This is a genomic window from Pseudomonas sp. UBA6315 (assembly GCF_002438125.1).
GTDB classification, from domain to species: domain Bacteria; phylum Pseudomonadota; class Gammaproteobacteria; order Pseudomonadales; family Pseudomonadaceae; genus Aquipseudomonas; species Aquipseudomonas faucium.
Genome location: NZ_DJTF01000139.1, coordinates 17,885 through 43,895, shown reverse-complemented (window position 1 = coordinate 43,895; position 26,011 = coordinate 17,885). Strand labels below are relative to the sequence as shown.

The 26,011-nt window shown below is 65.4% G+C and carries 24 protein-coding genes; 17 read left to right on the top strand and 7 right to left on the bottom strand.

All coding sequences use genetic code 11. The features are described from left to right. The 3 genes from B3E94_RS16615 to B3E94_RS16605 form a co-directional block, all read left to right on the top strand. On the top strand, positions 1–1,229 hold a 1,229-nt coding region (locus B3E94_RS16615), incomplete at its 5' end, for a DUF2345 domain-containing protein (RefSeq protein ID WP_286914372.1). Beyond that, positions 1,226–3,046, top strand: coding sequence for a phospholipase D-like domain-containing protein (locus B3E94_RS16610; protein ID WP_286914371.1), 1,821 nt, complete (start codon positions 1,226–1,228; stop codon positions 3,044–3,046). The genes B3E94_RS16615 and B3E94_RS16610, both read left to right, overlap by 4 nt. Then, the gene (locus B3E94_RS16605) at positions 3,046–4,302 is read left to right on the top strand and encodes an SEL1-like repeat protein (RefSeq protein WP_286914370.1); all 1,257 of its coding nucleotides are present in this window, start codon (positions 3,046–3,048) and stop codon (positions 4,300–4,302) included. Before B3E94_RS16610 ends, B3E94_RS16605 begins: the two co-directional genes overlap by 1 nt. Before the next feature lie 70 nt (positions 4,303–4,372). Here the strand turns inward: B3E94_RS16605 and B3E94_RS16600 are convergent, their stop codons facing one another. Further along, on the bottom strand, positions 4,373–4,852 hold the full coding sequence (locus tag B3E94_RS16600) for a GNAT family N-acetyltransferase (protein ID WP_286914368.1): 480 nt from the start codon (positions 4,850–4,852) through the stop codon (positions 4,373–4,375). 125 nt (positions 4,853–4,977) lie between these two features. Here B3E94_RS16600 and B3E94_RS16595 point away from each other — a divergent pair, with 125 nt between their 5' ends. The 4 genes from B3E94_RS16595 (at position 4,978) to B3E94_RS16580 (ending at position 8,405) form a co-directional block, all read left to right on the top strand. After that, positions 4,978–5,604, top strand: a complete 627-nt coding sequence (locus tag B3E94_RS16595) for a LysE family translocator (RefSeq protein WP_286914367.1) — start codon at positions 4,978–4,980, stop codon at positions 5,602–5,604. A gap of 24 nt (positions 5,605–5,628) precedes the next feature. Then, entirely contained in the window at positions 5,629–6,528 is a 900-nt protein-coding gene (locus B3E94_RS16590) for an alpha/beta fold hydrolase (protein WP_286914366.1), read from the top strand. Between the two features lie 73 nt (positions 6,529–6,601). After that, positions 6,602–7,465, top strand: a complete 864-nt coding sequence (locus tag B3E94_RS16585) for a pirin family protein (protein ID WP_286914365.1) — start codon at positions 6,602–6,604, stop codon at positions 7,463–7,465. Positions 7,466–7,472: 7 nt separating this feature from the next. Further along, positions 7,473–8,405, top strand: a complete 933-nt coding sequence (locus B3E94_RS16580; RefSeq protein ID WP_286914364.1) for a DNA-3-methyladenine glycosylase family protein — start codon at positions 7,473–7,475, stop codon at positions 8,403–8,405. On the opposite strand, the gene B3E94_RS16575 is transcribed toward B3E94_RS16580, so the two are convergent. Beyond that, the gene (locus tag B3E94_RS16575; protein WP_286914363.1) at positions 8,374–8,601 is read right to left on the bottom strand and encodes a DUF6555 family protein; all 228 of its coding nucleotides are present in this window, start codon (positions 8,599–8,601) and stop codon (positions 8,374–8,376) included. The two genes, B3E94_RS16580 and B3E94_RS16575, sit on opposite strands and share 32 nt — an antisense overlap. Positions 8,602–8,890: 289 nt before the next feature. On the opposite strand from B3E94_RS16575, the gene B3E94_RS16570 reads away from it, so the two are divergent. After that, the gene (locus B3E94_RS16570; RefSeq protein WP_176517617.1) at positions 8,891–9,151 is read left to right on the top strand and encodes a DUF1652 domain-containing protein; all 261 of its coding nucleotides are present in this window, start codon (positions 8,891–8,893) and stop codon (positions 9,149–9,151) included. Positions 9,152–9,168: 17 nt separating this feature from the next. Here B3E94_RS16570 and B3E94_RS16565 read toward each other — a convergent pair whose 3' ends face one another. From B3E94_RS16565 to alkB, 3 genes are all read right to left on the bottom strand, one after another. Further along, a complete protein-coding gene (locus tag B3E94_RS16565) occupies positions 9,169–9,783 on the bottom strand; it encodes a Yip1 family protein (RefSeq protein ID WP_236237531.1) in 615 nt (204 codons plus the stop codon). A gap of 86 nt (positions 9,784–9,869) precedes the next feature. After that, positions 9,870–10,157, bottom strand: coding sequence for a hypothetical protein (locus tag B3E94_RS16560; protein WP_008091393.1), 288 nt, complete (start codon positions 10,155–10,157; stop codon positions 9,870–9,872). Between the two features lie 173 nt (positions 10,158–10,330). Further along, the gene (alkB, locus tag B3E94_RS16555) at positions 10,331–10,975 is read right to left on the bottom strand and encodes a DNA oxidative demethylase AlkB (RefSeq protein WP_286914362.1); all 645 of its coding nucleotides are present in this window, start codon (positions 10,973–10,975) and stop codon (positions 10,331–10,333) included. Between the two features lie 286 nt (positions 10,976–11,261). Between alkB and B3E94_RS16550 the strand changes: the two genes are divergently transcribed. Genes B3E94_RS16550 through qhpG form a run of 4 tightly spaced genes read left to right on the top strand, consistent with a single transcriptional unit; the run spans position 11,262 to position 16,859 of the window. Next, complete coding sequence (locus B3E94_RS16550; protein WP_286914360.1) at positions 11,262–13,172, top strand: sigma-54-dependent Fis family transcriptional regulator; 1,911 nt, start codon at positions 11,262–11,264, stop codon at positions 13,170–13,172. Between the two features lies 1 nt (position 13,173). Continuing rightward, complete coding sequence (locus tag B3E94_RS16545) at positions 13,174–14,907, top strand: ABC transporter ATP-binding protein (RefSeq protein ID WP_286914358.1); 1,734 nt, start codon at positions 13,174–13,176, stop codon at positions 14,905–14,907. After that, entirely contained in the window at positions 14,897–15,574 is a 678-nt protein-coding gene (qhpE, locus tag B3E94_RS16540) for a subtilisin-like serine protease QhpE (RefSeq protein ID WP_286914357.1), read from the top strand. Before B3E94_RS16545 ends, qhpE begins: the two co-directional genes overlap by 11 nt. After that, on the top strand, positions 15,567–16,859 hold the full coding sequence (gene qhpG, locus B3E94_RS16535; RefSeq protein WP_286914356.1) for a flavin-dependent monooxygenase QhpG: 1,293 nt from the start codon (positions 15,567–15,569) through the stop codon (positions 16,857–16,859). Before qhpE ends, qhpG begins: the two co-directional genes overlap by 8 nt. 113 nt (positions 16,860–16,972) lie before the next feature. On the opposite strand, the gene B3E94_RS16530 is transcribed toward qhpG, so the two are convergent. Next, positions 16,973–18,466: an aldehyde dehydrogenase family protein gene (locus B3E94_RS16530; protein WP_286914354.1), complete on the bottom strand. Its 1,494-nt coding sequence runs from the start codon at positions 18,464–18,466 to the stop codon at positions 16,973–16,975. Positions 18,467–18,929: 463 nt separating this feature from the next. Here B3E94_RS16530 and peaA point away from each other — a divergent pair, with 463 nt between their 5' ends. From peaA to B3E94_RS16505, 5 genes are all read left to right on the top strand, one after another. Continuing rightward, complete coding sequence (peaA, locus tag B3E94_RS16525; RefSeq protein WP_286914353.1) at positions 18,930–20,495, top strand: quinohemoprotein amine dehydrogenase subunit alpha; 1,566 nt, start codon at positions 18,930–18,932, stop codon at positions 20,493–20,495. 48 nt (positions 20,496–20,543) lie between these two features. Beyond that, positions 20,544–21,974 carry a quinohemoprotein amine dehydrogenase maturation protein gene (gene peaB, locus B3E94_RS16520; protein WP_236236259.1) on the top strand — a complete coding sequence of 477 codons (1,431 nt, stop codon included), beginning with the start codon at positions 20,544–20,546 and terminating at the stop codon, positions 21,972–21,974. Position 21,975: 1 nt separating this feature from the next. Continuing rightward, positions 21,976–22,299 carry a quinohemoprotein amine dehydrogenase subunit gamma gene (gene qhpC, locus B3E94_RS16515; protein ID WP_176517541.1) on the top strand — a complete coding sequence of 108 codons (324 nt, stop codon included), beginning with the start codon at positions 21,976–21,978 and terminating at the stop codon, positions 22,297–22,299. A 32-nt stretch (positions 22,300–22,331) separates the two neighbouring features. Continuing rightward, the gene (gene peaD / locus B3E94_RS16510) at positions 22,332–23,453 is read left to right on the top strand and encodes a quinohemoprotein amine dehydrogenase subunit beta (protein ID WP_286914352.1); all 1,122 of its coding nucleotides are present in this window, start codon (positions 22,332–22,334) and stop codon (positions 23,451–23,453) included. Between the two features lie 125 nt (positions 23,454–23,578). Beyond that, entirely contained in the window at positions 23,579–25,252 is a 1,674-nt protein-coding gene (locus B3E94_RS16505) for a fatty acid CoA ligase family protein (protein WP_286914351.1), read from the top strand. Between the two features lie 129 nt (positions 25,253–25,381). On the opposite strand, the gene mobA is transcribed toward B3E94_RS16505, so the two are convergent. After that, positions 25,382–25,957 (bottom strand): molybdenum cofactor guanylyltransferase MobA, encoded by a 576-nt coding sequence (mobA, locus tag B3E94_RS16500; RefSeq protein WP_286914350.1) that lies wholly within the window; start codon positions 25,955–25,957, stop codon positions 25,382–25,384. Between the last annotated feature and the right edge of the window lie 54 nt (positions 25,958–26,011).

Genomic DNA, 26,011 nt, shown 5'->3' with positions numbered 1-26,011 from the left:
CGGACCACGTGACCCTGCGCAATTACCAACGCAACGTGTTGCGCACACCGGCCAACAACAAGCTGCGCATGGACGACACCCGGGGGCAGGAGCACGTCAAGCTGAGTTCCGAGCATGGCGGCAAGAGCCAGCTCAACCTGGGGCATGTGGTTGATGGGCAGAAGCAGAAGCGTGGTGAAGGGTTTGAGCTGAGGAGCGATGCCTGGGGCGCGATTCGCGGCGGCAAGGGCGTGTTCATCAGCGCGGACGAGCAGACGAAGGCCCAAGGCAACGTGCTGCACATGAGTGATGCGACTCGACGCCTGCAACAGGCGGGCGAGCAATTGCAGCAACTCTCTGCCGACGCTGAGGCCAGCCAGGCAGAGCCCGCCGATGTACAGGCGCAGCTGACACTGCTGAGCGACCAGCTCAATGAGCTCAAGGCCGCGGTGCTATTGCTTAGCGCACCGCAAGGCATTGCCGTGAGCAGCGGCAAGCACCTGCAGCTGGCCGCGCAAGACAACCTGATGCTTAACGCCGGCGGCCAAGCGGACCTGAGTGTAGTCAAGCGTCTGTTCGTCGGTGTTGGTAGGGGGCTGAGCCTGTTCGTGCGCAAGCTGGGGATCAAGCTGATTGCCAATCAGGGCCCGATAACCGTCCAGGCGCAGAACGACACCCTGGAGCTGTTGGCCCGCAATGGGCTGTCGATCACCAGCACCGAAGACGCAATCAGCATCACCGCCAAGAAGAAGATCACCCTCAATGCTGGAGGCAGCTACATCACCCTCGATGCCTGTTGCATCGAAGCGGGGACCGAGGGTGATTACAACGTCAAGTCGGCGCACTTCGATTACAGCGGCCCGGCGAGCATGAAGGCTGCGCATGCGGAGTATCCCAAGCGCCAGTCGCCACAGCGGATGACATTGAAGCTGCCACAAGTCCCCAACGCACCCTCGGCCACCTGGGCCGGCATGCCCTACACGCTGTTTGCGGATGGAGTCGTGCTGCAGCAGGGCGTGGTGGACGAAAGCGGTGCGCTGAAGGTGGACCATCAGGTTGTGACCCGCCAGTACAAGGTGCAATTCGCCAATAACGTCAGCCTGCGGATTCCCATACCGGACCAGTACAGCAACGTGGAGCAAGGCCACTTGGCCAATCGTGGCCTGCGTCGTCACACCTCCATTGCTGAGCCTATCGCCAATGCACGCAATGAGTACATCAAGCTGTTTGATCAGGAAGGCCAAGCATGAGTCAGAGCGTAACTGTCGTACCCCTCGCATTCCAGTACACCGATGAATGCACTTTCACCCCGCCCTGGTTCGTCGAGGAAACGGACTACGACCCCGCACTCGCCCGTTACACCCCTCTGGTCAACGGTGAAGAAACCTTCCGTACCGTGCACCTGGCCATAGCCGCCGCGCAGAAGTCGATCGACATCATCTGCTGGGGTTTCCAGCCTTCGATGTACCTGATCCGCGACGGCAGCGCCCCTTGCCTGGGCGAGCTGCTGCTGGCCAAGGCCCGCGAAGGGGTGCAGGTGCGCATCCTGGGCTGGGAAATGCCGTTCAACACGGCGGGTTTTGCGGGCGAGGCGAACCTGCCGGGCAAGGGGCTGCTGCGCCTCAAGGACCGCGCCATGCAGAGCTCGACCGAAACGCAGTACGCCTTCGACCGGGACTGGTTCAAGCTGTGCGAGGCCGCTGACCGCCAGGCGGCCAAACGTGTTGGCGGTGGCTTTCCGGTGTTCGTCAGCCGTGGCTTCAGCTGGCGTGAGCGTGCCGAAATTGCCTACCAGGTAAAGCGCCACGGCCTTGATCCGCACATCAGCACCAGCATGCGCCAAACCCTGAAACTGACGGCCACCCATCACCAGAAGAGTGTGCTGGTCGACTTTGAGCTGCCCGACAGCGCCGTCGGCTTCGTGATGGGCCACAACTTTCTCGACGAATATTGGGACACCGACAAGCACTCGGCGCTCAACCGTAGCGAGCACAGCAAACCCGCTCCGGACCGAGGCCCGCGTGGTATGCGGCCACGTCAGGACATTTCGAGCCAGGTCAGTGGCCCGGTGCTTGAACATCTGCACGCCAACTTCGCCACGGCCTGGCACAAGGAAACGGGCGAAGACCTGCTGGTCAATCGGCAAGCGCATGCCGTGGCCCAGGCGTTGAACCTCAAGTCGGGTAGCGGCCAGCGGCTGATGTGCCAATTGCTGCGAACTCAACCGCAGATGAGCACGAAGCGTGAGATCGAGGCGTTGTACCTGCAGGCCGTGAACAACGCCACCCAGTTCATCTACATCGAGAACCAGTACTTTCGTTGGCCGCCGTTGGCCGAGGCAATCAAGAAAGCCGCGCTGGACCAGACCGGCGGCGGGCGCGATCCCGGTGTGCACGGCGCCTTGCACCTGTTTGTGGTCACCAACGCCACCGACGACGGCATCGGTGCCGGGACGGTGAACACGCAGCGGATGATCGAAAGCCTGGGGCGGGCCGAGACCATCCCGCAGGTGACCAAGCTGCGCCGGATCGAACAGGTCAGGAAGGCCGCGCCGCCGCGGCCACGGCCTGACGGCCCGAATGACCAGGTGGGCCGGCGTGCTCAGGCGAAATGGCAGGCGGAACTCGATGAGCAGATCAAAGAGATAGAAGAAAGCACGGTGGCGCCAGAAGACATACCGGGGTTGAAAGTGCATCTGTGCTCGTTGGTGGCGCCAGATTCACCGGCAAAGCAGCCGTGGATGCCGGTGTATATCCACTCGAAGTTGATGATTGTGAACGATGTGTTCACCACGCATGGCTCGGCGAATATCAATACGCGGAGCATGCAGGTGGACAGTGAACTTAATATTGCGCACGAGTGGGCGAGTGAGGCGCAGAAGTTGAGGCGGCGGTTGTGGGAACTGCATACGAATGGGGAGGGGGTACAGGATAATCCCAGGGAGGCGTTTGATGCGTGGAGGGAGTTGATTGATGAGAATAGGCGCTTTCAGATTAAGAAGGCAGTTCCGAAATGCTCGCTTGTAGAGTTCTTCTACGGTAAGCCAGTCCTAAAGGATTTGGATTGATGCGATCATTTTTGTTTCCATTTTTCATGTTGCTTACGGCTTGTAGTGTGAGCGAAATTTCAGTGCGTCATAAGGTTAAGCAAATGGACTCTCTTCATGATGTTAAAGTGAGCGCAACTTCCAGGTGTTTGCACGAAACTTTTCCGCCTGCATCAAGTGATGCTGATGTTCTGTTTGGCTATGCGCGCTGGTTGCAGAGAAATAATCAGCTAAGACGAGACGTTGGTGTCAATGTTCAAGTTGAGCGACTTTATCGGATCAGTGCTGAGCATGATCATTACAAAGCGAACATCAATTTGCAAAATGGCGCGATGCGAGGGCACTTTAAGCTGCGCGGCTGGGAGCACTTGAGATTCAGTGAGAAATTGATTGAGGCTAAAGTTGCTACAGGTTATTTGTTTGTTGCCTATTTTCTTGAGCAGGGTTCGGCCGGTCTGCAGCAAGACTCAGAAATGGCCCTTCGATACTATCGAAGGGCTGCTGACGAAGGGAGTGCGCTAGCTCAATATTATGTTGCAGAAAAGCTTGAGTCGATTGACGCTTTGTCTCAGGTCGCAAACGAAATGTATCGCTGTGCTGCTGAACAGGGGCACGGCAAGGCTTCCGTTGCATTAGGGATAATACTTAGAGAGGGGGGTAAGTACCGTGAAGCACTTGAAGTGCTTCAATTGGGAATCGCGGGTGGTTACGAACATTCTGCGGGACGATTGGGGAATGCTTTTCGAGTCCAACCTGCACACAGTACGCGTTACTTTGGCATGGACGAAGATATAGAACGGGCCGACAGGTACAAAGCAATATGGAGTATCCTCGCAAACTACTCTTATGCCGATCCAAAAGTTCCTGAAATCAACGAAATCGTGCCCCTCCCACCCGCAAAATTGCCACCGTGGGACGGGAAGCTGCAATGGCTGGAAGCACGCCTGGCAAACGTTCCACCAGAGAAGCCTAGCGAAGCCCTTATTCAAAAATTGGCCAAGGAAAAGCTGCTTGACCCGGCCAGCGGCAAACCCCTGCCAGGCTCTCCCGCATTGAGCAAGGCCGACTTCCCAATCATGGTGTGCGCCAGTGGCCAAGCCTGCCCAGAAAGTGGCTACTGGAAAGTGATGTACAGAGGGGGAGAGCACATTCGGTATTTCAATGAGGGCGAAGTCATGCCGACTCATTTGATGGTCTGGACGCACCCTCGACCATGGCCGTTGCGAGATAAGCCCATGCAGCGGGAAATACACGTGGAGTGGGGGCTGCTTGGGTGAAAAGCAGCCCGGATAGACATCGCCCGTGGGTTGGCAAGTTCAAGCCCCCAGAGCAGCGAACCGGCGCTGTTCACCCCTGCGCAAACTGCCGCAGCTTCTCGCCATCGAGCCGATAGCGAATCCACTCATCCTGCGGCTCGGCCCCCAGCGACTGGTAGAACCCGATCGCTGGCTCATTCCAGTCCAGAACGCTCCACTCCAGCCGCCCGCAGCCGTTTGCGACCGCTTCGCGGGCGATGTGCCGCAGCAATTCACGTCCAGCACCGCCGCCACGTTGCTCGGGCGTGATGTACAGGTCTTCCAGGTAGATGCCGTTGCGCCCCAGCCAGGTCGAGTAGCTGTAGAAGTACACGGCAAAGCCGATCGCCTGCCCGTCGCGCTCACAGATCAGGCTGTGCACCGTGCTGCCGTCATCGAACAGGGTGCGCTCGATATCGGCGACGCTGGCGATCACTTCGTGGCGGGCGCGCTCGTACTCGGCCAGCTCGGTGATGAAGCGCAGGATCTGCGCGGCATCACTACGTACCGCAGGGCGAATGGTCAGGCTCATGCTTGGGTTCCTTGTGCTGCTGAGGTGGCGGTACAGTGATGTGTATCTGCGTAATTAACCATAACTGTACCGGTCGCAGGGCAGGGCGACTGCGTTAGTGTGACAGCACTCATAACGATACTGGAATGCCTGCCATGCTTGCCTCTGCCGACCTGCTCACGGCCTTCATGCTGTTTGCCTTCGTGTCCTCGATCACCCCGGGGCCCAACAACACCATGCTGCTGGCCTCGGGGGTGAACTTTGGCGTGCGTCGCTCGATCCCCCATGCCATGGGCATCAGCCTGGGCTTCATGGTCATGGTGCTGGCGGTCGGCCTGGGGCTGGGCGAGGTGTTCAAGGCGTGGCCGGTGCTGTACACCGTGCTGCGCTACGTGGGGGCGGCCTACCTGCTGTACCTGGCGTGGAAGATCGCCACCGCCGGGCCGCTGAGCGCCGAGTCGCCCAATGCGCGCAAGCCGATGGGCTTTTTCGGCGCGGCGGCGTTCCAGTGGGTCAACCCCAAGGCCTGGGTCATGGCGGTGGGGGCCATCACCACTTACACGCCGGCCCAGGGCTATGTGATGAACGTGATCGTCATCGCCGCGCTGTTCGCCCTGGTCAACCTGCCCAGTGTGGGCATCTGGGTGATGTTCGGCAGCGCACTGCGCAAGCTGCTGCAGAACCCGCGCTGGCTGATGCTGTTCAATGTCCTGATGGCCTTGCTGCTGGTGATTTCGCTTTATCCGCTGCTGTTTGTAGAATCGGCACCCTGATAGACCGCCGAGTACAGTAAACCGATGCAATTGATTCCCTGGTCCCACGACTGCTCCGAAGGCTTCACCCTGCGCGGCTGGCGCTCGGAGCCCAGTGGCAAGCCGTTGCTGCACTTCGTGCACGGCAACGGCTTCTGCTGCCTGGCGTACCTGCCGCTGCTGATGGACCTGGCCGAGCATTTCGACCTGTGGCTGTGCGACGTGCAAGGCCACGGCGACAGTGACCATGGCGGCGAGTTTCGCGGCTGGAACCGCACGGCGGCGCTGGCACTGGAAGCGTTCGAAAGTGGCCGCGGCGAGTACGGCGACGTGCCCCGCCATGCCTTGGGGCACAGCTTTGGGGGCGTGCTCACCGGGCTGATGCTGGCCAGTGCACCGGGCCTGTTCGCGCGTGCCGTGCTGCTCGACCCGGTGCTGTTCAGCCGGCGCATGATCGGCACCATGGGCATCGCTGCGCGCCTGGGCCTGCACCGCAGCCATGCCCTGGCGCGCAAGGCCGCCAGCCGGCGCACGCACTGGCCCGACCGCGAGGCGGCGCTGGCGTCGCTGAAGGGCCGGGGGATTTTCAAGGGCTGGAGCGATGCCGCGCTGCATGCCTACGTCGAGCACGCCCTGGGCGATTGTGGCGAAGGCGTGGTGCTCAAGTGCCGGCCCAGCCGCGAGGTGGATATCTTCAGCTCGTTCCCGGCGCGCATGTGGGCGCAACTGGCCGCCATCCAAGTGCCGACCTTGGTGCTGTATGGCGCGCGCACCTATCCCTTCGTGCCGCGTTCGGTGCAACGCCTGGCTCGCATCAACCCGCAGGTGAGCGCCCGTGAAGTGGCCGGTGGGCACTGTTTCATGCAGGAAGACCCGGCCACGGCGGCGCAACAGGTGTTGGATTTCCTGCAAAACGGCTCAACTGTTCCACTTATGGGACGATGAGTGCCATTTCAGCTGTCTACTGACAGATTGTGCGCACTGGTAAGGTTAACCCAGCCAAGAGAGGAGACTTCTCATGAAAAAGATTCTGGGTATCCACCACAGCCCGCATGCCCATTGGGTAGGCGACGGCTTCCCGGTGAGCAGCCTGTTCACCTACGACAACCTGGCCAGCCAGATCAGCCCGTTCTTGCTGCTGGACTACGCCGGCCCCCACACCTTCACCCCGACCAGTGCCCGGCGCGGCGTTGGCCAGCACCCGCACCGGGGTTTCGAGACCGTGACCATCGTCTACCAGGGCGAGCTGGAGCACCGCGACTCCACCGGTGCTGGCGGCCTGATCGGCCCGGGTGACGTGCAGTGGATGACCGCCGCCAACGGCATCATCCATGAAGAGTTCCATGCCCCGTCCTTCGCCAAGAGCGGTGGCACCCTGGAAATGGTGCAGTTGTGGGTCAACCTGCCGGCTCGCGACAAGCGTGCGGCAGCGGGCTACCAGACGCTGCTCGATGCGGATATTCCGGTCATCTCGCTGCAGGACGATGCGGGCAGCCTGCGCGTCATCGCCGGCAGCTATGCCGGCCAGCCGGGGCCTGCGCGCACCTTCACCGCGATGGACGTCTGGGACATGCGCCTGCGCGCCGGTGCCCAGCTGCAACTGCCGGTTGCCGCGGGGCGCAATGCCGCACTGGTGGTGCTCAACGGCAAGCTGCGGGTCAATGGCGAGCGCGATGCCGGCCCGGCGAGCCTGGTGTTGCTGGACCGGGCGGGCGAGGGTGTGGCCCTGCAGGTGCTGGAAGACACCAGCGTGCTGCTGCTCAGCGGCGAGCCGATCGATGAGCCGATCGTCGGTTACGGCCCGTTCGTGATGAATAGCCAGGCGGAGATCGCCGAGTCGTTCGACGATTTCCATGCCGGGCGTTTCGGGCAGATGGCATGATTGGCCGATGAGCCCCTTGCACGCGGTACGACGCATCAGCCGCAGCCACCTGCAGCACACGCTGTGGCTGCGCTACCGTGCGCCGTACCACTGGCCGTCGACCCTGGCCTTTTTGGCTGCCCGCTGTATCCCTGGCATCGAAACCTTCAACGAAGGCGTGTACCGGCGCACCCTGGTGGTCGCCGGCCGCCACGCCGTATTGGAGGCCAGGCCCGCACGCGGGCACCATTTATTGGTTCGTTTGACCGGCGTACCCAACGCCGCACTCCCAGGGCTGATCGCCCGCATCCGCCGGGTGTTCGACCTGGACACCAACCCCGCACACATCGCCCAAGCCTTGAACGCCGACCCGCTGCTGGCCCGTTTGCTAGCCGCGCGCCCCGGCCTGCGCGTGCCGCAGGGGTGGGACGCTTGCGAGCAGGCCATGCGCACGGTGCTGGGCCAGCAGATCAGCGTGGCGGGGGCGATGACCTTGGCCGGCCGCCTGGTGGCACGCCACGGCCAGGCGCTGCAGGTGCAGGTGGATGGTTTGACCCACATATTCCCCACCCTCGAAGCGATCGCCAGCGCCCAGCTGGAAAACCTCGGCATGCCGCGCTCGCGGGCGGCCACGCTCGCCACCCTTGCCCGTGCGCTGCAGGCGCAACCCGGCCTGTTGCGCCCGGGGCAGCCGCTTGAAACCGTGCTGGGCAACCTCTGCCGCCTCAAGGGCATCGGCCCCTGGAGTGCCCAGTACCTGGCCCTGCGCCAAGTCGGTGCGCGAGATGCATTGCCGTTGGGGGATGTGGCGCTGGTCAAGGCATTACGCCTGTACGAAGGCCCCGACGCCCAGCTTGGCGAACGCGCCCTGGCCTGGCGCCCCTGGCGGGCCTATGCCCCGCAGCACCTGTGGGCTTCGCTGGCCGACTTCAGCCCGACTGCCGCCAGCGCACGTCGCTGATGCCGAAGCGCTCGGCCATCGGCCGGCTGACCATGCGCACCTTTTCGTGGCTGTAGCGGCCAATGCGGCCCAGGCCGGCATCGCAACTGGCCCAGTGCCAGGCCTCGGCGTTGTCCATCTGCTCGGCACGGATGACGAAGGACTTGGGCTTGCCATGCAGCTGATAGTCGATCACGTAGAGTTTGGCGTCGATCATCGGGGCGTCAGCGTCCTGTGTGGCTTGAGCAATGGAGCCTCAGCGCCGGCAAAAAGTTTGCCCGTGCCCGCCCAATGGCGGTTTAGCGACCGCTGGTCGCCCCGTGCCATCATTGGACCGAACGGTCACCGCCTGCCGGGGTTCTTCCACTAAGGTGCTAGATGATCTCGCGCGCAACCATTGCCCAGGCGCATGGACGGCCGTTTGGGCATGCGCATTATCAATTGGCACCCTGCCTGCCAAAGGCGTACTCCAACAACAGGCCATCCAGTACAGAGAGGGTCGTACCATGTCGTTGATAGGCGTTTCGATGCTGGAAATGCGGCAAATGATCGAACAGGCCTGCCTGCCTGACCGCTGCGAAGTGAGCTGCACCGATGGCGTCAGCCTGACCATCCGGCTGGCCCAGGGGCAAAGCCTGGAGGAGGGCGTCGTCCTTACCGGGGTGTCGTTGCAAGGCCTCAACAGTTGCCGCGATGTGGTGAACCTGGTGGGGCAGCTGCACGCCCTGCGGTCCACCCATCCTTCGCCGCTCAGGGCCATCGCCTGAGCGACGCCGTGCACCGGTCAGCCGAGGCTGGCCGGGCGCACGTATTCGGGCATCAGCCCGTTGCTCCAGAACAGGATCATCGACACCAGGATGGTCACCAGCAGCAACAGCCCCACCCCCCACACGCAGGTTGCGAACAGCATCGCCTGTTCCTTGCGCAGGCGTAAAAAGGTCTGCAGGCCGCCATACAGCAGCACGGTGGCATAGGCAGACGCGGCCGCCAGCACGATCAACGCCAGCCAGCGAATCGGCACCAGGCCGATCACCCCGGCGAAGAACCACGGCGTGGCGCAATAGGCGGCAAAACCGATGCACTGGTTCAGGCTCGGTTGCGTATCGAAGCCGCGTGACATCCAGCGGATCATCACCCCCATCAGCATCACCCCGACCACCGTGGTGGCATACAGCAGCGCCGCCAGTTGCGCCGCGCTGGCCATGCTCAGGCGCACGCGCTCCTCGGCAGCCAGGCTCCAGCCAAAGGTGGTGGTGCCGACGAACAGGCACAGCGCCGGGATCAGCGCCAGGGCCAGCAGGCGCGGCAGGTATTGCTGCGGGTGGTCTTCCTCGGCCCGGCGTATTTCCATCCAGGCATCTGAAGGGTGGGTGAAAAGCTTGAGCAACGGACTGTTCATGGCGTTCTCCACAAAGGCAGGGGCCTTTAGGTATGGAGGTACGCCATTTGCGCCAGGTTCAGCCCGGTTCGCCGCCGTTGATCGGCTTACTGCAGCTCCACCAGCAGGTTGAGGCCGCCATCGCCGCATTTGCCCTGGTCGCGAACCACCCCATGGTAGCTGCGGCCATCCCAGATGAACGCAACGCTATGGGCGCGCTCGACCTTGTCGGGCAGCGGCGGGCAAATGTGCAGGCGCAGGGCGGGGCGCCCTTGCAGGCTCAGGGCGGCGAGCTGGCATTGGCATTCCACGCTCTGGGCCACCGGGCCGAACAGGGTGTCGCGCACATAGTCGAGCTGCACGGGGGTGTTGGGGGCGCGGCCGGGCATCTTCATGGCTGCGGGGCTTTTGTGGCGGGGCGCTGAGTGAGCATCGGCAAGCTCCTGACAGGGGCAACGAGTATCTCTGTTTTGAGCAGGATGAGGGGCAGATGTTCAAAATGATTCATGTGAATTCATCCCGGCCGCTGGCGATGGCGCAAGGCAGGCGCAAACCGCCGGAAAATGGCTCAGCCAGCCTTGCGCAGCGTCAGGTTGATCCGCCGTTCGCCCATCCGTGGATGCACGCCAGGCTTGATCGGCAGCACGCCATGAAAGCGCAGCCGGTCTTCGCCCCCCCACACCAGCACATCGCCATGGCTCAAGGGGATGCGCTGGGTGCGCTCGGCACGCTGCAGCCCACCGAACAGGAACACGGCGGGCAAGCCCAGTGAGATCGACACGATCGGCTGGCCGAAATCCGCTTCGTCGCGGTCCTGGTGCAGGCTCAGGCGGGTGCCGGGCAGGTAGTGGTTGACCAGGCAGGCGTCGGGCACGAAGCCTTCGAAGCCGGCAGCTGCGGCTGCACGCGTGGCCAGGCCGAGCAGCACCTGGGGCAGGGCGGGCCAGGGCTGGCCGCTGACGGGGTCGGTGGGGCTGTAGCGATAACCTTTGGCGTCACTGACCCAGCCCAGCGCGCCGCAGTTGGTCAGGGCCACTGCCATGTTCAGGCCGCCTGGGGTCTGCATGTGCCGCCAGGGCGCGGCGCGCAGCACCGGGCGCAGGGCATCCAGTATTGGCTCGATCTCGGGCAGGGCGAAGCCGGGCAGCAGCACGGTGTGGCTGGCCAGGCGTTGCGGCTGGGGGCCGAACAGGTCGAGGTCGGACTGGATCATGGTGGTGGCGTTGGGGTTGGGGGCTGCCCATTCTAACGCTGTTGGCCTGCCAGGCCGTGGGCCGTTGCAATAAATGTGGAAGATTGCGCCAGCCGGCAAGGAGCAGGCGCCGGCAAATCCACAAGCCAGGGGCCCTTTGCCAACCATCGCGTTCTCCCTTTACGTAAACGTCACCTTATGCCACCTTCTACCGCAGCCTGATGACGGTCAGGAATTTCTCCCGCACACTGCCCAAAATTCCCAAGCCCGTCCCCCGCCACCTTGCGGGGCACAGCCGGAGTAGAAAATGGCGCGACAACTAATAACAAACGCCCAAGACCCGCTGCACGAATCCCGCCAGGCTCGCCTGAAGCTGGCCAGTGAGGGCGAGCTGCCGCTGGGCATGCTGCGCGACGAAATCGACGCCTCCTGGCGCCGCAGCCTGGGCCATGGCCTGGACTGCCTGCAGGGCGAGCAGGTGGGCCTGGGCCTGGAGCAGGGGCATGACCTGCGCATGCTCCTGGAGCGCAACCGCCTGCTGGTCGACGCCGTTACCCCCGAGCTGGACTACCTGGTCGCACGCCAAGGCAAGGCGGGGATCATCATCCTTGGCGACGCCCAAGCCAACGTGCTGGCCATCGAAGGCCAGACCCACGTGCTCAGCCGCGAGGGCCTGCGCGACTTGCACCCGGGTAGCTGCTGGAGCGAGTCGCTGCGCGGCACCAATGCCATCGGCACGGCGGTGGTCGAAGGCCGGCCGACGCTGATCAACTGCGGCGAACACTACCTGGACCGCCTCAGCCCGTTCTCCTGCACCTCCGTGCCGCTGCGCGACCCGCACGGCGAGGTGATCGGTGTGCTCGACATCACCCGCGAAGGGGTGATGGCGCAACCGCAGGACAGCCTGACCACGCTGATGCTGGCAGCCGGCAACATCGAAAGCCGGCTGTTCGGCCTGTGCCACCCGGAGCATCTGGTGCTGGCCTTCCACAGCCGCACGCAATACCTCAACAGTGCCTGGCAAGGGCTGCTGGCGCTGAGCCTGGACGGTGAAGTGCTGGCCGCCAACGACAACGCCTGCCAGCTGCTGCAGGTGCCTCGCCATGAGCTGCTGGGCCGGCGCAGCAGCGACCTGCTGGGCGAGCGCTCGCCCGCCTTCATCGCGCGCCTGTGGCAGGGCGGGGTGAGCAGCGTGCAGACGGCCAAGGGCGAGTTCTACTTCCGCGCCTTGCAGCTGCCGCGCCATGCGCGGGTCAATGGCAGCGCGCCCGCCAGCAAGCCGGCGCTGAGCAAGCCAGCGCCCGCGCTCGAAGCGCTGGCCGGTGGCGACCCGCGCCTGGCGCGCAACCTGCGCATGGCCCGCCAGGGGCTGGGCAATGGCCTGCCGGTGCTGCTGCTGGGCGAGACCGGTACCGGCAAGGAAGTGGTCGCCCGCGCCTTGCACCAGGCCAGCCCGCGTGCCGACAAGCCCTTCGTGGCCGTTAACTGCGCGGCCATCCCCGAAGGGCTGATCGAGTCCGAACTGTTCGGCTACCGCGAAGGTGCCTTCACCGGCTCGCGCCGCGGCGGCATGGTCGGGCGCCTGATGCAGGCCCACGGCGGCACGCTGTTCCTCGATGAAATCGGCGACATGCCGCTGGCCCTGCAGGCGCGCCTGCTACGGGTGCTGCAGGAGCGGCGGGTGGCGCCATTGGGTGCGGGCGACGAGCAGGACATCGACGTGGCGCTGATCTGCGCCACCCACCGCGACCTGAAGCGCCTGGTGCAGGACCAGCATTTTCGTGAAGACCTCTACTACCGGGTCAACGGCGTGTCGCTGCGCCTGCCGGCACTGCGCGAGCGCGACGACCTGGCAGCGATCATCGAAGGCCTGCTGGACAAGGCCGGGGCCAAGGGCGTGAGCCTCGACCCGGCGCTGGCCGGTTTGCTCGAAGGCTTCGACTGGCCGGGCAACATCCGCCAGCTGGAAATGGTGGTGCGCACGGCGCTGGCCATGCGCGAGGACGGCGAACAGTTGCTGACCCTGGACCACCTCACCGATTGCCTGCTCGACGAACTGGCCAGCGGCGGTGCGCCCTCCGGGAGCTTGAAGGACAGCGAACTGGAGCTGATCCGCAACGCCCTGGCGCGCCATCAGGGCAATGTTTCGGCGGCCGCCGAGGCGCTGGGCATCAGCCGGGCGACCTTGTACCGCAAACTCAAGCAGTTGCGGGGCTGACATGGGCGGCTTGTTCGCAAGGCTGATGGAGTCCAGCGACCCTGTGCTCATGCGCCAGGCCCTGGCCTGGCTGTATGGTTTCGTGCGCCCGCAGCGGCGTGCCATCGGCGTGTTGCTGGGCCTGTCGCTGGGCGCCTCGCTGCTGGCCCTGGCGCAACCCTGGCTGGTCAAGACGCTGATCGACGAAGGCCTGCTGGCCAAGGATTACCAGACCCTCTGGCACATGGCGGCGATCATGATCGGCGCCGGGCTGCTCGGCACCGTGCTGGCCGGGGTCAACCGCTACCTGCACACGCGGTTGTCCGGGCGCATTCTGTTCGCCCTGCGTGACGACCTGTACCGCCACCTGCAGCGGCTGTCGCCGAACTTCTACGGGCGCCGGCGCACCGGCGATATCCTGTCGCGGCTCGATGGCGACGTTGCCGAGATCCAGCGGTTCGCCGTGGATTCGCTGTTTTCGGCGGTGTCGGCAGTGATCGGCCTGGTGGGCGCGGTGGCGCTGATGCTGATGCTGTCCTGGCAGCTGTCGCTGCTGCTGGCGCTGCTGATTCCGCTCGAGGTGCTGTGGCTGCGCTGGATGCGGCGCAAGGTCGAGCGCGAAGTGCGCAGCCTGCGTGAGCGTTCGGCGGATGTGTCCTCGTTCCTGGTCGAGACGCTGCCGGCGATGAAGTTCATCCAGGCCGCCGGCCAGCAGGGCCGGGAAGCCGGGCGCCTGGACCAGCTGGGCCAGGGCTACATGCGCCAGCTGCTCAAGGTGCAGGTCACCGAATTCTTCACCCAGGCGATCCCCGGCACGCTGACCTCGTGGTGCCGCGCCTGCGCGTTTCTGGTGGGCGGCTGGTGGGTGATCCAGGGTACCTGGCAGCTGGGCGCGCTGATTGCGTTCTCCACCTACATGGGCATGGCCGTGGGCCCGGTACAGAGCCTGTTGGGGCTGTATGTGGCGGTGCAGCGCATGGCGGTGAGCCTGGGCCGGGTGATGGAGCTGAAACAGGAAGCCGTGGCCGTGCACGAGGCGGCGGTGCCGCGGCCGATGCCGCAAGGGCCGGGCGAGCTGCGCCTGGAGGCGCTGCGCTTTGCCCATGACGGGCGCCAGGGCGCGGTGCTGGACAACGTCGACGCCTGCCTGCCCGGGGGCCTGAAGGTCGCCATCAGCGGCGCCTCGGGCGTGGGCAAGTCGACCCTGATCGACCTGCTGCAGCGCTTCTACGACCCCGATGACGGGCGCATTCTGCTCGACGGCGTGGACCTGCGCGAGCTCGACCTGGCCGCCGTGCGCCAGCGCATCGCGGTGGTCAGCCAGGACATCGTGCTGTTTCGCGGCACCCTGGCGCAGAACCTCGCCTACGGCGCGCCCCAGGCCAGCCGCGAAGCGCTGGAACAGGTGGTGCGCCTGGCGCACCTGGAAGGCCTGGTGGCCAGCCTGCCGCTGGGCCTCGATGGCCTGCTCGGCGAGCGCGGCCAGCAGCTTTCCGGTGGCCAGAAGCAACGCATCGCCATCGCCCGCGCGGTGCTCCAGGCTCCGTCGATCCTGGTGCTGGACGAAGCCACCTCGGCGGTGGACGAAGCCACCGAGCGCGAAGTGATCGCCGCCATCGACGAACTGTTCGCCGGGCGCACGCGCATCCTCATCAGCCACCGCGCCGCGACCTTGGCCGATGCTGACCTGCACTTGCATCTGCAGGGCGGGCAACTGCGGGTATTGCCCCAGGAGGCCCTGAAACATGGCCACTGAAATACGCCTCGGGATGGTCGACAGCGGCTGCACGCCGGCCCAGGCCGAGAGGCTGGGCGCCGCACGCCGCTTCTGGCTGGAAGAGGGCGTGCTGCGTGAAGGCGAATTGCAACCCGACCGCCTGGGCCATGGCAGCGCTGTGCTGGCGCGCCTGCAGGGGGAGGCGAGCAGGGTGCCGGTGCTGCTGGCCCAGGTGTTCGGCGAACAGGGCAGCACCAGTGCCTTGCAGGTAGCCGCTGGCATGCTGTGGCTGGCCGAGCAGGGGGCGACCTTGATCAACCTGAGCCTCGGGCTGCAGCAGGACCGCCCGGCGCTGCGCCAGGCCTGCGCCGAAGTGCAGGCCGCAGGCGTGCTGCTGTGCGCATCGAGCCCTGCCCAGGGCGCGGCGGTCTACCCGGCCAGCTACCCGGGGGTGATACGCATCACCGGTGACGCCCGCTGCGCGCCGGGCCAGTGGTCGTGGCTGGGCAGCGCCCAGGCCGATTTCGGTGGGCACGTCGGTGAACGGCGCATGGCCGGTGCCAGCCTGGGCTGCGCGGCGGTGGCGGGGCGGATGGCTGCCCTGCTGCAGCAACAGCCCGGGCTGGACCGCCAGCAGCTGCTCGCCTGGCTGCAGGCCCACGCCAGTTTCACCGGCCCCGAGCGGCGCAGGGCAGGCGATGCCTGAGCCGCGCATTGTGGTGCTGGGTGCAGGCCCGGCGGGCGCCGCTACCGCGCTTGGCCTGCGGCGCCTGGGCTACCCGGTCACCGTGGTCAGCGACTGGCGGCGCTTCGCCGCGCTCGAAGGGGTTTCCCAGCGGGTGCTGGAGGGCCTGCGCAACGCCGGCCTGGGCGGCGCCCTGGCAGAGGCGGCGATGCCGGCGACCCGCGAGGTGCGCTGGAATGGCCAGCACCTGCAGCTGAACCAGGAGTTTCTGCTCGACCGCCAGTGCTTCGACCGAGCCCTGCGCCTGGACCTCGAGCGGGCAGGGGTGAAGGTGGTCGAAGGGCGCGTGCGCGAGGTCACGCACAAGGGCGTGCATTGCGTCGGCCTGGACGACGGGCAGGTGCTGCACGCTGAGTTTCTGGTCGAAGCACGAGGCCGCCAGGCGCCGCTCTCGGCAGACCGTCTGCGCGGGCCGGAAACCATCAGCCTGCTGAACCTCTGGCAGGGTGAGCCCGGGGCGCCGGCGTCGGCGGTGGAGAGCCTGGACCAAGGCTGGGCGTGGATGGCCCGGCGCGCCGATGGCCGTTGCTACTGGCAGATCACCCTGGATGCCGGCGGTTTGCCGGGCAAGGCCGCATTGCCCGAGTACTGCGCCGAGCGCCGCCGGGGTTCGGCGCTGGTGGCCGAACTGTTCGGTGCGCAGGCCTTCGCGCCTGCCCAGGTGCATGCGCGCAGCAGCACGGCGATCCTTGCGGGTGAATGCGTGGGGGACGACTGGATCCGCGTGGGGGATGCCGCCATGGCGGTTGACCCCTTGTCGGGGAATGGGATTTTCCAGTCGCTGTCGTCGGCCTTGCAGGCGCCTGTGGTGGTCAACACCTTGTTGCGCAGGCCTGAGCGGGCGGCGTTGGCCAAGCGCTTTCACCAGCAGCGGGTGGAGCAGCTGTTTTTGCGCTTTGCTCGCATCGGGCGGGATTTTTATGGGCAGGAACAGGCGCGTGCCGGGCTTTCGTTCTGGGCCAGGCGCCGGGGCTGGCCGGATGCGCAGCCGCTGCACCTGGCGGCGGATTGGGCGGCGGTGCGGGTAGAGACGCGGCCTGTGTTGCGTGATGGGTTTGTGGATGAGGCCGAAGTGGTGGTGACGGCGGATCAGCCGTTGGGGATCTGGCATCTGCAGGGGGTGGAGCTGGCGCCGGTGGTGCGTGGGCTGCGGGGTGGGCTGGGGGTTGAGCACGTGCTCAAGGGCCTGGCCTTGGCGCAGCAGGGGATGGTGCGGCGGTGGCTGGTGGAGCAGGGTTGCAGTTGATGTTCTGTTGGGCTGTTCTGGCCCTATCGCCGGCAAGCCGGCTCCCACAGGGATAGCGCAGGGCTCACTGTGGGAGCCGGCTTGCCGGCGATAGGGCCGCTACAGATCTGCGATCAAAGCTTGATCAACACCGACTTAAGCTCGGTGTAATGCTCGATCGCCGCCGCGCCCATCTCACGCCCCACCCCAGACATCTTGTAGCCGCCAAACGGCAATGCCGGGTCCAGCGCGCTGTGGCAGTTGACCCACACCGACCCCGACTTGATCCGCGGAATCATCCGGTGCACCGCCGCCAGGTCGTTGGACCAGATGCTCGCCCCCAGCCCATAAGGGTTGTCGTTGGCCATGCCGATCACCTCGTCGAGGTCATCGAACGGCATCGCCACCAGCACCGGGCCGAAGATTTCTTCCTGCACCAGGCGGTGGCGCTGGTCGACGTCGACGATCACCGTCGGCTTGACGAAGTAACCTGGGCCGAACCCTTCGCCACCACAGGCAATGGTCGCGCCCAGCTCGCGGCCCAGCTCGATGTAGCCGGTGACCCGGTCCTGCTGCTTGGCCGAGATCAGCGGCCCCATCTGCACTGCCGGGTCCAGGCCGCTGCCCAGTTTCATGCCATTGGCGATGCCGGCGATGTCGGCCACCACGTTGTCGAAATGCTTGCGGTGCACATACAGGCGCGAGCCGGTGCAGCACACCTGGCCCTGGTTGAAGAAGATCGCCGTGGCGGCGCCGGCGGCGGCCTGCTGCAGGTCGGCGTCGGGCATGACGATGGTCGGTGACTTGCCGCCCAGCTCGAGGGTAACGCGGGTCATGTTGTCCATCGCCGCCTTGCCGATCAGCTTGCCCACCTCGGTGGAGCCGGTGAAGGTCAGCTTGTCCACGCCGGGGTGGCGGCTCAGCGCTGCACCAGCGTTCAGGCCGGTGCCGGTGATCACGTTGAGCACCCCGGCCGGGTAGCCGGCTTCGTCCACCAGCTCGGCGAGCTTGAGCGCGGTCAGTGGGGTTTCGTCGGCCGGCTTGAGGACCATGGTGCAGCCGGTGGCCAGGGCCGGGCCGAGCTTCCAGCAGGCCAGCAGCAGCGGGAAGTTCCAGGCGACGATGGCGCCCACCACGCCCACCGCTTCGCGGCGCACGAAGCCATGGAACTGGTCGTTGGGCATCAACGGCATCGACGCCTCGACGGTGCTACCCTCGATCTTGGTGGCCCAACCGGCCATGTAGCGCAAGAAATCGATCGCCAGCTGCACGTCCATGACCTTGGCCACGGCGGCGCTCTTGCCGTTGTTCAGGCATTCCAGCTCAGCCAGCTGCTGCGCGTCGCGCTCCATCAGGTCGGCCAGGCGCCACAGCAGGTTCTGCCGCTCGCGCGGGCGCATGCGGCTCCACGGCGAGTCGTCGAAGGCCTGGCGCGCGGCGCGCACGGCGCGGTCGACGTCCTCGGCCTCGGCCGCCGGCACTTCGCCGAGGATCTCGCCGGTGGCCGGGTTGCGGAACGACAGGGTGCGGCCGCTGGTGGCGTCCTGCCACTCGGCGCCGATGCGCATCTTCAGCTTGCGATCGAGGAAGGCGCGGGTGGCGGGCAGGATGGGCAGTTCGGAAAGCATGGGGCGGTGCCTCTTGTCATTGGATGTGCCCGGGGCTGGCGCAATGGCCGTGCCAAAATCGCGCATCGGGCGCAAAGGCCTGTGCTGCCTTGGCTTTGCCCAGGTGCAAGGGTGCGATTGCGTGGTTGCGCTGTTGCACTTTGAGACGGTGTGAGACGGTGGATGAAACAGTGCCTGTGAGGCCCTATCGCCGGCAAGCCGGCTCCCACAGGTAGGTAGGAGCCGGCTTGCCGGCGATGGCCTGCGCAGCGGGCCCTGTCTCAACCTGATACACCCTGTCGCGAATTGGCACGGTCCTACTCGCCCATGGCGGCCACCCGGTAACCCCAAAAACCCCTCAAGAGCCTGAAATACAACGACTTCCCAGCATCTGGCACAGTTTCTGTATCACAACTGTCACATGCACACCTGCTGTACCCAAGCGTGCGAAAACCATAAGAACAACAACCGTGGAGGTCTGACCTTGAAGACGACTCGACTCCGGCGGCATGCGGGCAAACTGGCGCTTGTCGCCGCCGCACTGCTGGGCACCCAGGCCATGGCGGCCGAACAGGGCCCGAGCCTGTTGCAGAACAAGTGCATGGGGTGCCACATCCCCGAAGGCAACGACACCTACAGCCGCATCAGCCACCAGCGCAAGACGCCCGAAGGCTGGCTGATGAGCATCGCCCGCATGCAGGTCATGCACGGCCTGCAGATCAGCGACGACGACCGCCGCACCTTGGTCAAGTACCTGGCCGACAAGCAGGGCCTGGCGCCGAGCGAAACCGATGGCGTGCGCTACGCCATGGAGCGCCGCCTCAACACCGTCGAGCACTTCGACAGCATGCTCAGCGAAACCTGCGGGCGTTGCCACTCCGGTGCCCGCGTTGCCCTGCAGCGCCGCCCGGCGCAGGAATGGGAGCACCTGGTCAACTTCCACCTCGGCCAGTGGCCGTCGCTGGAGTACCAGGCCCAGGCGCGCGATCGCGACTGGCTGGAAATTGCCCTGAAACAGGTAGTGCCGGAACTGGCCAAGCGCTTCCCGCTGCAAAGCCCGGCCTGGGAGCAATGGCAGCAAGCCAAGCCCAAGGCCGATAGCCTGCCGGGCCAATGGGCCTTCAGCGGCCACATGCTGGCCAAGGGCGACGTGCGCGGCGTGATGACCGTCAGCCCCGACCAGGGCGATACCTTCAAGGTCGAGGTCAAGGGCAGCTACGCCGACGGCACGCCGTTCAACGGCAACGGCTCGGCGATCCTCTACAACGGCTACGAATGGCGCGGCAACGTCAAGGTTGGCGAGGCCAACCTGCGCCAGGTGTTCGCAGCGCTCGATGGCGAGATGAAAGGCCGCATGTTCGAGGCCGACCACGATGAGCGCGGCCTGGACTTCAGCGCCGTGAAGGAAGGCAAGGCGCGCCTGCTGGCGGTGCAACCGGCGTTCATCAAGGCCGGGGGCGAAAGCGAGATCAGCCTGGTCGGCACCGGCCTTGACGGCAAGCCGGACCTGGGTGCGGGCGTGGAAGTGACCGAGGTGCTGGAGCAGACCCCGACCCTGGTGCGGGTCAAGGCGCGCGCCGCGGCCGATGCCAAGCCAGGCCTGCGCGAAATCGCCGTGGGCGCGCTCAAGGGCGTCAACCTGGCGGTGTACGACAAGGTCGAGGAAGTGAAGGTGGTGCCGGCGTTCTCCATTGCCCGCATCGGCGAAAACGGCGCTTCGGTGCCCAAGGTGCAGGGCCGCTTCGAGGCCGAGGCCTGGGGCAAGGATGCCAGCGGCCAGCCGCTGCGCATCGGCTACCTGCCGGCCACCTGGAAGGTCGAGCCGTTCAACGAGCGTGCGGTCGAGGACGAAGACGTCAAGTTCGCCGGCCAGATGCAGGCCGACGGCGTGTTCGTGCCAGGCGGCGCCGGCCCGAACCCGGCGCGCAAGATGATGACCAACAACGCCGGCAACCTGAAGGTGGTCGCGACCCTGGCTGACGGCGGCCAGACGGGCGAGGGGCACTTGATCGTCACCGTTCAGCGCTGGAACAGCCCGCCCTTGCCATAAGGGCCGGTTGCCAAGCTTGTTCAACGGATCGATTACGCGGAGGTCGCCATGGGCGCACTACTGAACCTGGTCGAGCGCAACCTGCACGAAGTGCAGGTCGACGCCGACCGCATGCTGTTCCATATCCCCAGCAGCTCGCTGTTCGCCACTGACGCGGTGACCGGCAGCATCATCGACACCCTGCGCCAGCAAGGCTGCAGCGCCGAGGAGCTGACCCAGCGCCTCGGCCAGCAGTTCGCCGGCCAGGACATCCAGGAAACCCTGCGCGAGCTGATCGCCCTGGAGCTGGTCAGCGACGGCTCGCCACTGACGCCGGAAATCGCCCTCAGGCAGGTCGAGCGCACCGCGCTCAACACCGTGGTGCTCAACGTCAACACCGGCTGCAACCTGAGCTGCACCTACTGCTACAAGGAAGACCTGGACAAACCCTCGGCCGGCAAGAAGATGAGCACCGCCACCGCCGAAGCCTCGGTGGAGATGCTGCTCAAGGAATCGCCCGACGAGCAGCGCTACAGCGTGGTGTTCTTCGGCGGCGAGCCGCTGTCCAACCGGCCGCTGATCGAGCACATGGTGGCCTACTGCGAGCGGCGTTTCGCCGAGGCGGGCAAGCAGGTGGAATTCATCATGACCACCAATGCCACGCTGCTCACCGAAGAGATCGTCGACTGGCTCAACGCCCACCGCTTCGGCCTGTCGGTGAGCATCGACGGGCCCAAGACCGTGCACGATCGCAACCGCATCACCGTGGGCGGGCAGGGCACCTATGACGTGGTGCGGCGCAAGGCCGACATGCTGCTGTCGCGCTACACCAGCCGCCCGGTGGGCGCGCGGGTGACCCTGACCCGCGGCATCACCGATGTCGAGACCATCTGGAACCACCTGTTCAACGAGATGGGCTTTGCCGAAGTCGGCTTCGCCCCGGTGACCTCCGGCGATATGTCCGACTTCAACCTCACCGGTGACGAGCTCATCGAGGTGTTCGCCAACATGAAGGCCCTGGGCCGGCGTTACCTGGAAGCGGCACTGGAGCACCGCAACATCGGGTTTTCCAACCTGCACCAGCTGATCACCGACATCCACGAGGGCCACAAGAAGGCCCTGCCGTGCGGCGCCGGGCTGAAGATGCTGGCGGTGGACCACGAAGGCGAGCTGAACCTGTGCCACCGCTTCACCGGCTCCAGCCTGCCGACCTTTGGCAACGTGCACCAGGGCGTCAAGCAGGCGCAGCTCAACGACTTTCTGTCCCAGCGCCTGGACCGCAGCAACACCGGCTGCGACAGCTGCCGCATCCGCAACCTGTGCTCCGGTGGCTGCTACCACGAGAGCTACGCGCGCTACGGCGACCCGCAGCACCCGACCTACCACTATTGCGAGCTGATGCGCGACTGGGTCGACTTCGGCATCGAGGTCTACAGCCGCATCATGGCCGCCAACCCGGCCTTCATCGATCGCTACATCACCCCGCGAAAGGCCCACTGACATGAAGCACTTGAAGCCCCTGAACAACAAGGCGCGCATCCTGGAGCAGGCCGCCGCCGAAGACCGCGTCGAAGAAGTCATGGCCATGAGCGCCGTGGCCGGCTGCACCGCCACCACCGACCCGGGTTGGGAAGTGGACGCCTTTGGCGGCGTCAGCTCGCTGTGCCAGCCGATGGAGGCCGACCTGTACGGCTGCTCCGACCCTTGCTGGTGGCCGGCCCAGGTGCCGGACATGATGAGCACCTACCAGGACTGGAACGCCCAGGCCACCAACTCCCAGGAAGACTGGCGCAACCTCGGCACCGTGTTCCCGAAAGACAAGTGACCGGCCCGACAAGAAAAACAAGGGGAAACCGCATGAATGCTGGACGCTGCGCGCAACTCGCGCTCACCATCGCCGCCACGGCCTGCGCCTGGGCGGTGCAGGCCGACGACGCAGGCAAGGCCCTGAAGGCCGGCCAGGAATACCTGGTGACCACCAACTACCCGAACAACCTGCACCTGGTCGATGTGGCCAGCGACACGCTCTACAAGAGCTGCCCGCTGCCCGGCAAGTTCGGCCCCGGCACCGCAATGATGGCGCCGGACAACCACACCGCCTACGTGCTCAACAACCACTACGCCGACATCTACGGCGTGGACCTGGACACCTGCAAGACCACCTTCCACGCCAACCTGTCGAGCGTGCCCGGTGAAGTCGGCAAGTCGATGTACTCGTTCGCCATCAGCCCCGATGGCAAGGAGATCTACGCCACGGTCAACCCGACCCAGCAGCTCAACGACCACTACGTGGTCAAGCCGCCGCGCCTGGAGGTGTTCAACAGCGCCGACGGCGTCGATGCCAAGCCCGTGCGTACCTTCCCGATGCCGCGCCAGGTGTACCTGATGCGCGCCGCCGACGATGGCAGCCTGTTCTTCGGCGGGCCCGACATGTACAAGATGGACGTGAAAACCGGCAAGTACGAGGTGGCCCTGCCGCTGCGCAACTGGCACCGCCAAGGCTACAGCGCCCCGGACGTGCTGTACTTCTGGCCGCACCAGAGCCCGCGCCACGAGTTCTCGATGCTCTACACCATCGCCAAGTTCAAGGACGAGAAACAGGACCCGAACACCGCCGAGCTGCTGTACGGCTACCTGAGCGTCGACCTCAAGACCGGCAAGACCCACACCCAGGAGTTCGCCGACCTGACCGAGCTGTACTTCACCGGCCTGCGCTCGCCCAAGGACCCCAACCAGATCTACGGCGTGCTCAACCGCCTGGCCAAGTACGACATCAAGCAGCGCAAGCTGATCAAGGCGGCTAACCTGGAGCACACCTACTACTGCGTGACCTTCGACAAGAAGGGCGACAAGTTGTACCTGGGCGGTACCTTCAATGACCTGGCGGTGTTCGACCCCGAGACGCTGGAGAAGGTGAAGAACATCAAGCTGCCCGGTGGCGACATGTCCACCACCACGCCGCAGGTGTTCGTCCGCTAGTTCGGTGTTGCCTCTATCGCCGGCAAGCCGGCTCCCACAGCAGGGCTCACAGCGCCCGGTGTGGGAGCCGACTTGCCGGCGATAGGGCCGGTTAATCCACTACAAGAACAACAAGGCGATCGCCCATGACCCAGCCCAGCTACACCCAGGGCAACCAGGACAAAGCCCTGCTCAGCCATTGCATCGGCGACGCCTTCGACGCCACCGTCGCCCGCTTCCCCGACCGCGAAGCCCTGGTGGTGCGCCATCAGGCGCTGCGCTACACCTGGCAGCAACTGGCCGAAGCCGTCGACCAGCATGCCCGCGCCCTGATCGCCCTGGGCGTGCAGCCGGGCGACCGCTTGGGCATCTGGGCGCCCAACTGCGCCGAGTGGTGCATCACCCAGTTCGCCAGCGCCAAGGTCGGCGCGATCCTGGTCAACATCAACCCGGCCTACCGCAGCAGCGAACTGGACTACGCCCTCGGCCAGTCGGGCTGTCGCTGGGTGATCTGCGCCGATGCCTTCAAGAGCTCCGACTACCACGCCATGCTCCTGAGCCTGATCCCAGGCCTTGCGCAAGGGCAGCCCGGCGCGCTGATCTGTGCGCGCTTTCCCGAGCTGCGCGGGGTGGTCAGCCTGGCCGTGGTGGCGCCGCCTGGTTTTCTTGCCTGGCACGAACTGCAGGCGCGCGCGGCGTCGGTCAGCCACCAGGCCCTGGCCGAGCGCCAGGCGCAATTGCGCTGCGACGACCCGATCAACATCCAGTACACCTCCGGCACCACCGGCTTTCCCAAGGGCGCCACGCTCAGCCACAGCAACATCCTCAACAACGGCTACATGGTCGGCGAGAGCCTGGGCCTGACAGAGCACGACCGCCTGGTGGTACCGGTGCCGCTGTACCACTGCTTCGGCATGGTCATGGCCAACCTCGGCTGCATGACCCACGGCAGCACCCTGATCTACCCCAACGATGCCTTCGACCCGTTGGCCACCTTGCGCGCCGTGGCCGAAGAAAAGGCCACGGCGCTGTACGGCGTGCCGACCATGTTCATCGCCGAGCTCGACCACCCGCAACGCGGCGAATTCGACCTGTCGAGCCTGCGCACCGGGATCATGGCCGGCGCCACCTGCCCGATCGAGGTGATGCGCCGGGTGATCGACGAGATGCACATGGCCGAGGTGCAGATCGCCTACGGCATGACCGAAACCAGCCCGGTGTCGCTGCAGACCGGCGCCAATGACGACCTCGAGCGCCGCGTCACCAGCGTGGGCCGCACCCAGCCACGGCTGGAAAGCAAGGTGGTCGATGGCGACGGCCACTGCGTGCCGCGCGGCGAGATCGGCGAGCTGTGCACCCGCGGCTACAGCGTGATGCTGGGCTACTGGAACAACCCCAACGCCACGGCCGAGAGCATCGATGGCGAAGGCTGGATGCACACCGGCGACCTGGCGGTGATGGACGAGCAGGGCTATGTGCGCATTGTCGGGCGCAGCAAGGACATGATCATCCGCGGTGGCGAGAACATCTATCCGCGTGAGCTGGAGGAGTTTTTCTTCACCCACCCGGCGGTGGCCGACGTGCAGGTGATCGGCGTGCCGTGCAGCAAGTATGGCGAGGAGATCGTGGCGTGGGTGCGTTTGCATCCTGGGCAGGTGGCCAGCGAGGACGAGCTGCGCGAATGGGCGAGGGCGCGGATTGCGCATTTCAAGGTGCCCAGGTACTTCCGCTTTGTCGACGAGTTCCCGATGACGGTGACCGGCAAGGTGCAGAAGTTCAGGATGCGCGAGATCAGTGTCGAGGAATTATCAGTGGGTTGATGGGCTGTATCTGCTGGCCCTATCGCCGGCAAGCCGGCTCCCACAAAAGGGCTCACATCGCCCTCTGTGTAGGCGCCCTCCTGTGGGAGCCGGCTTGCCGGCGATAGGGCCAGTACAGCCACCCACCACTCAGCCCTGCAGCAAATCCGGGCTGTTGAAGTTGCTCAGCCGAGCATCCCCCTCGGCACATTCCAGCCCCTGTACCGCCTCCAGCAGCAGCGCCTTCTGCAAGCTTCGCTCACCCGCCGCCCAGGCCTGCTCCAGCGCCGGCAACAGCCTGCGCGGCAACACGCTGAACATCGGCTGCCAATACCCACCCTGGCGCACCATGGCCGCACAATCATTGGCCACCGCCAAGTGCAGCAAGCCCTCGATCAACGCCCGGTCAATCAACGGCGCATCGCAGGCCAGCACCACCACCCACGGATGCCGCGCCGCCGCCAAGCCTGCGATCACCCCCGCCAAAGGCCCAGGAAAGTCCGCTTCGGCATCGCCCACCAACTGGTCGGCAAAGGGCCGATAGAGCGCCTGGTTGCGGTTGCAGGAGATCACCACATCGTCACTGAGCGGCCGCACCACCCGCTGCACATGCGCCACCAGCGGCTCGCCGCGCCATGCCAGCAGCCCTTTGTCACGGCCGCCCATGCGCTGGCCACGGCCACCGGCGAGAATGAGGATGGAGCAGGGGGGGAGTGCGTCAGTCATGAAAAAGGGTCCCGGGCGTCAATGCCCGGAACCCTCTCATTCAACGCAAGGCTT

Excerpts from the sequence above, each read along its gene's own strand:
- B3E94_RS16610 (WP_286914371.1), top strand. The coding sequence starts at position 1,226 with ATGAGTCAGAGCGTAACTGTCGTACCCCTCGCATTCCAGTACACCGAT.
- B3E94_RS16605 (WP_286914370.1), top strand. The coding sequence starts at position 3,046 with ATGCGATCATTTTTGTTTCCATTTTTCATGTTGCTTACGGCTTGTAGT.
- B3E94_RS16600 (WP_286914368.1), bottom strand. The coding sequence starts at position 4,852 with ATGAGCCTGACCATTCGCCCTGCGGTACGTAGTGATGCCGCGCAGATC.
- B3E94_RS16595 (WP_286914367.1), top strand. The coding sequence starts at position 4,978 with ATGCCTGCCATGCTTGCCTCTGCCGACCTGCTCACGGCCTTCATGCTG.
- B3E94_RS16590 (WP_286914366.1), top strand. The coding sequence starts at position 5,629 with ATGCAATTGATTCCCTGGTCCCACGACTGCTCCGAAGGCTTCACCCTG.
- B3E94_RS16585 (WP_286914365.1), top strand. The coding sequence starts at position 6,602 with ATGAAAAAGATTCTGGGTATCCACCACAGCCCGCATGCCCATTGGGTA.
- B3E94_RS16580 (WP_286914364.1), top strand. The coding sequence starts at position 7,473 with ATGAGCCCCTTGCACGCGGTACGACGCATCAGCCGCAGCCACCTGCAG.
- B3E94_RS16575 (WP_286914363.1), bottom strand. The coding sequence starts at position 8,601 with ATGATCGACGCCAAACTCTACGTGATCGACTATCAGCTGCATGGCAAG.
- B3E94_RS16570 (WP_176517617.1), top strand. The coding sequence starts at position 8,891 with ATGTCGTTGATAGGCGTTTCGATGCTGGAAATGCGGCAAATGATCGAA.
- B3E94_RS16565 (WP_236237531.1), bottom strand. The coding sequence starts at position 9,783 with ATGAACAGTCCGTTGCTCAAGCTTTTCACCCACCCTTCAGATGCCTGG.
- B3E94_RS16560 (WP_008091393.1), bottom strand. The coding sequence starts at position 10,157 with ATGAAGATGCCCGGCCGCGCCCCCAACACCCCCGTGCAGCTCGACTAT.
- alkB (WP_286914362.1), bottom strand. The coding sequence starts at position 10,975 with ATGATCCAGTCCGACCTCGACCTGTTCGGCCCCCAGCCGCAACGCCTG.
- B3E94_RS16550 (WP_286914360.1), top strand. The coding sequence starts at position 11,262 with ATGGCGCGACAACTAATAACAAACGCCCAAGACCCGCTGCACGAATCC.
- B3E94_RS16545 (WP_286914358.1), top strand. The coding sequence starts at position 13,174 with ATGGGCGGCTTGTTCGCAAGGCTGATGGAGTCCAGCGACCCTGTGCTC.
- qhpE (WP_286914357.1), top strand. The coding sequence starts at position 14,897 with ATGGCCACTGAAATACGCCTCGGGATGGTCGACAGCGGCTGCACGCCG.
- qhpG (WP_286914356.1), top strand. The coding sequence starts at position 15,567 with ATGCCTGAGCCGCGCATTGTGGTGCTGGGTGCAGGCCCGGCGGGCGCC.
- B3E94_RS16530 (WP_286914354.1), bottom strand. The coding sequence starts at position 18,466 with ATGCTTTCCGAACTGCCCATCCTGCCCGCCACCCGCGCCTTCCTCGAT.
- peaB (WP_236236259.1), top strand. The coding sequence starts at position 20,544 with ATGGGCGCACTACTGAACCTGGTCGAGCGCAACCTGCACGAAGTGCAG.
- qhpC (WP_176517541.1), top strand. The coding sequence starts at position 21,976 with ATGAAGCACTTGAAGCCCCTGAACAACAAGGCGCGCATCCTGGAGCAG.
- peaD (WP_286914352.1), top strand. The coding sequence starts at position 22,332 with ATGAATGCTGGACGCTGCGCGCAACTCGCGCTCACCATCGCCGCCACG.
- B3E94_RS16505 (WP_286914351.1), top strand. The coding sequence starts at position 23,579 with ATGACCCAGCCCAGCTACACCCAGGGCAACCAGGACAAAGCCCTGCTC.
- mobA (WP_286914350.1), bottom strand. The coding sequence starts at position 25,957 with ATGACTGACGCACTCCCCCCCTGCTCCATCCTCATTCTCGCCGGTGGC.